The organism is Mycobacterium sp. TH-M82, assembly GCF_057473605.1.
Genome location: NZ_JBYCKY010000408.1, coordinates 1 through 3,690 on the forward strand (window position 1 = coordinate 1; position 3,690 = coordinate 3,690).

The following is a 3,690-nucleotide window of genomic DNA, read 5'->3' on the forward strand; positions in this document are numbered from 1 at the left end:
CCGTGGCAACCGGCGTATGTGTTCTACCGCTCGGACGGCTCCTCCACCTTCGTGAACAACCCCACTTCGGCGATGTCGCAGCAGGAGTTGTCCGACCGAGTGGCCGCACTGACCGGCTAGGGCAACACGCGTTCGTGGACAGCGGACTGGTCGGATTTGCCTTCGCCGCCGGATTGGTGGCAGCGCTGAACCCGTGCGGTTTTGCTTTGCTGCCTGCTTATTTGGTCCTGGTGGTACGCGGGCACGCCAGCGACGAGACGCTGGCCGCTGTGCCGCCCGGATTGGTGCCGCTTGGGCGTGCCCTGGCGGCCAGTATCGGGATGGCGCTGGGGTTCCTGACGGTGTTCGGGGTGTTCGGCGCACTCACCATCTCGGCGGCCGCGACGGTGCAACGATACCTGCCCTACGTGACGGTGCTGATCGGCTCTGTGCTTGTGACACTTGGGATTTGGCTGCTATTGGGACGGGAGCTGACGATGTTGACGCCAAAGCGGCTGGGCGGGCGATGGGCTCCAACGGTTCGGCTGGGGTCAATGTACGGTTACGGTGTCAGCTATGCGATTGCCTCACTGTCGTGCACCATAGGCCCCTTCTTGGCCGTCACCGCGGCGGGTTTTCGTGGTGGCTCCCTGATTGGAAGCGCATCGGTCTATCTCGCCTATGTCGCGGGACTCACCCTGGTCGTCGGCGTGCTGGCCGTCGCCGCCGCGTCCGCGAGTTCGGCAGTGGCCGAACGCATCCGGCGAATCTTGCCGTTCGTCAACCGGATCAGCGGCGCGTTGCTGGTACTGGTCGGGTTGTACGTAGGCTACTTCGGCCTCTACGAGGTGCGTTTGTTCACCGCCCATGGCAATCCCGAGGACGCGGTGATCACCGCCGCCGGGCACATCCAAGGCGTGCTGGCTGGCTGGGTGCACCAGCACGGCGCGTGGCCGTGGGTGCTGGCGCTGGCTGTCCTGGTAGTGGGTGCGTTCGCGGGTACCTGGCGTCGACGTGCGCGCCGGTAGCTGGGTCGGCACCCGACCATCCCACACCAGTGCAACACTGTTAACGAGTCGGTGTTACACTTCGTCGGTGCCGACTCACCATCGTCGCCACGCCATCACGGAGACCGACGACATCAAAGAGGCTCTCAGGGTAGCCGGTCGCACATGGCCGGAGCTGGCCGACAAACCCAACGCACTGCTACGCCGGCTCATCAAGGCGGGCCAAGAAGCCATGGAGGGTGCCGATGAGGGGCGACTCCGGGCAATCGACGACACCAAAGGGGCGTTAGCGGGGGTGTATGACGCCGGCTACCTGGACGATCTGCGTACCGACTGGCCCGAATGATCATCCTGGATGCCAGCGTGTTGATCGGCCACTTCGAGCCCAAGCACCAGCACCACGAAAAGGCAGGCGCGCTTCTGCAGGCGCACCGCAGCCGGCGATTCGGAGCGAGTGTGATCACCCTCGCTGAACTCTTCGCGGGCGCTTCCCGAGCCGGGCTGACCGGACATACCGAGCAGCTGCTGGGGCAACTCGGCGTCGAATCGGTACCTCTCCTAGCCGACGCCGGTCGCCGCTTAGGGGAGCTGCGCAGCATCACCCGACTGAAGATGCCCGACTGCTGTGTGCTTTACGCCGCTGAACACTGTGACGCCGCGGTCGCGACATTCGACACCAAGCTTGCCGAGCAGGCGCGGCAACTTGGTCGCGCTGTAACTACCTGAGCCAGCCGCGCCGATGACCCCACACGTCGCGCACCACGGCGAAGAGCACCAGCGCGGCGAACCCGATCAGGAACCAGTCCTCGATGTGGCCCACGTGATTACCGCGCAGCATCGCCAGCAGGAACCCGAAGATGCCCAAGCCGACGTAGTGCCAGGTGCGGTGATTGATTCTGCTCCAACCCCACGCCGCGGACGGCACCTCGGCGGTATCCACCCTGGCGTGACGCTCCACCTCGGTGCCGACCACTTCGACTCCTCTGTTCGGATGGGCAACTGATCGATATTCTGACATATCGATGGTTCGCCGGTTTGGAATGTTCGGTAAGCGGGTGCCGCGAACCCGGCACCGCCGGCGGCTACGTCGTCACCAGCGACCCCGACGGCCTCTACGAGCGGGTGTTGCAACGCAAAGCCGAGGTGGTGCAGCCACTGGCCAAGACCGACTACGGTGCCCGCGAGTTCGCGGTCCGCGATCCGGAGGGCAACCTGTGGGCGTTCGGCGACTACACCGGGGCACAATGAACAGGTGACCACGAAGCGCCGCAGAGTACTGATCCTGGGCTCCACCGGCTCGATCGGCACCCAGGCACTGCAGGTCATCGCCGCCAACCCGGACCGTTTCGAGGTAGTCGGCCTGGCCGCCGGCGGCGGGCGCCCCGATCTGCTGGCCGCACAGCGCGCCGAGTTCGGGGTGCGCGACGTCGCCGTCGTCGACGAGCGGGCGGCCGGCGCCATCGGCGATGTCGGCTACCGCGGCGCCGACGCCGTCACCCGGCTGGTGGAAGACACCGAGGCCGACGTGGTGCTCAACGCGCTGGTCGGAGCGGTGGGCCTCAAACCCACCCTGGCCGCCCTGGCTACCGGGGCAACGCTGGCGCTGGCCAACAAGGAATCCCTGATCGCCGGCGGCCCGCTGGTGCTCAAGGCCGCCGCACCCGGCCAGATCGTGCCGGTGGACTCCGAGCACTCCGCGATGGCGCAGTGCCTGCGCGCCGGCACTCCCGACGAGGTCGCCAAGATCGTGCTCACCGCGTCCGGTGGGCCGTTTCGCGGCTGGAGCGCAGCCGACCTGGAGCACGTCACCCCCGAGCAGGCCGGTGCGCATCCGACCTGGTCGATGGGGCCGATGAACACGCTGAACTCGGCATCGCTGGTCAACAAGGGACTCGAGCTCATCGAAACTCACCTGCTGTTTTCGGTGCCCTACGACCGCATCGACGTCGTCGTGCACCCGCAGTCGATCGTGCACTCCATGGTCACCTTCACCGACGGTTCGACGATCGCCCAGGCCAGCCCACCGGACATGCGGCTGCCCATCGCGCTGGCGCTGGGCTGGCCGGACCGGGTGCCCGGCGCGGCTGCGGCCTGCGACTTCACCCCTGCGTCCACCGCCTCGACCTGGTCATTCGAGCCGCTGGACGCCGAGGTGTTTCCCGCCGTCGAGCTGGCCCGGCATGCGGGTCAGGCCGGTGGCAGCATGCCCGCGGTCTACAACGCCGCCAACGAAGACGCCGCGGCGGCGTTTCTGGCCGGCCGGATCGGCTTCCCCGCCATCGTCGGCACCATCGCCGATGTGCTGCACGCCGCAGACCAGTGGGCTGCGAAAACGGGAGAACCCGCTACCGTGGACGATGTACTCGACGCGCAGCACTGGGCCCGGGAGCAGGTGGCGCGTGTGATCACGCGGGAGGTAGCAACAACTCGATGATGTTCGTGGTCGGCATTGCGCTGTTCGCGCTTGCCATCCTGGTCTCGGTGGCGCTGCACGAATGCGGCCATATGTGGGTGGCGCGCGCCACCGGCATGCTGGTGCGCCGCTATTTCGTCGGTTTCGGCACCACTTTGTGGTCGATTCGGCGCGGTGAGACCGAGTACGGCCTTAAGGCGATCCCGGCGGGCGGGTTCTGCGACATCGCCGGGATGACCGCGGTCGAAGAGCTGGCACCCGAAGAACGCGACCGGGCCATGTACAAACAGC

Annotated in this window: 6 protein-coding genes and 2 pseudogenes; 7 read left to right on the plus strand and 1 reads right to left on the minus strand. The window is 66.8% G+C overall.

Annotation, left to right across the window (positions count from 1 at the left end; translation table 11 throughout):
• The 4 genes and pseudogenes from AC2VON_RS12675 to AC2VON_RS12690 form a co-directional block, all read left to right on the plus strand.
• Positions 1–120, plus strand: a pseudogene (locus AC2VON_RS12675) (protein disulfide oxidoreductase); the annotation flags it as partial.
• Positions 121–134: 14 nt separating this feature from the next.
• Entirely contained in the window at positions 135–1,007 is an 873-nt protein-coding gene (locus AC2VON_RS12680; RefSeq protein WP_486953281.1) for a cytochrome c biogenesis CcdA family protein, read from the plus strand.
• A gap of 67 nt (positions 1,008–1,074) precedes the next feature.
• Positions 1,075–1,332 (plus strand): hypothetical protein, encoded by a 258-nt coding sequence (locus AC2VON_RS12685; RefSeq protein ID WP_486953282.1) that lies wholly within the window; start codon positions 1,075–1,077, stop codon positions 1,330–1,332.
• Positions 1,329–1,712: a type II toxin-antitoxin system VapC family toxin gene (locus tag AC2VON_RS12690; RefSeq protein ID WP_486953283.1), complete on the plus strand. Its 384-nt coding sequence runs from the start codon at positions 1,329–1,331 to the stop codon at positions 1,710–1,712. The genes AC2VON_RS12685 and AC2VON_RS12690 overlap by 4 nt, the downstream gene beginning before the upstream one ends.
• Here the strand turns inward: AC2VON_RS12690 and AC2VON_RS12695 are convergent.
• Positions 1,705–1,959, minus strand: a complete 255-nt coding sequence (locus AC2VON_RS12695) for a DUF2631 domain-containing protein (protein WP_486953284.1) — start codon at positions 1,957–1,959, stop codon at positions 1,705–1,707. The two genes, AC2VON_RS12690 and AC2VON_RS12695, sit on opposite strands and share 8 nt — an antisense overlap.
• 89 nt (positions 1,960–2,048) lie before the next feature.
• Here AC2VON_RS12695 and AC2VON_RS12700 point away from each other — a divergent pair.
• The 3 genes and pseudogenes from AC2VON_RS12700 to AC2VON_RS12710 all read left to right on the plus strand — a co-directional run.
• A pseudogene (locus tag AC2VON_RS12700) lies at positions 2,049–2,234 on the plus strand (VOC family protein); the annotation flags it as partial.
• Between the two features lie 4 nt (positions 2,235–2,238).
• The gene (gene dxr / locus AC2VON_RS12705; RefSeq protein ID WP_486953285.1) at positions 2,239–3,420 is read left to right on the plus strand and encodes a 1-deoxy-D-xylulose-5-phosphate reductoisomerase; all 1,182 of its coding nucleotides are present in this window, start codon (positions 2,239–2,241) and stop codon (positions 3,418–3,420) included.
• Positions 3,417–3,690 (plus strand): site-2 protease family protein (locus tag AC2VON_RS12710; RefSeq protein ID WP_486953286.1); only part of this gene is annotated, 274 nt, incomplete at its 3' end. The genes dxr and AC2VON_RS12710, both read left to right, overlap by 4 nt.

What these genes read in the sequence shown, in the direction of transcription:
- AC2VON_RS12690 (WP_486953283.1), top strand. Translation starts at nt 1,329, where the DNA reads ATGATCATCCTGGATGCCAGCGTGTTGATCGGCCACTTCGAGCCCAAG.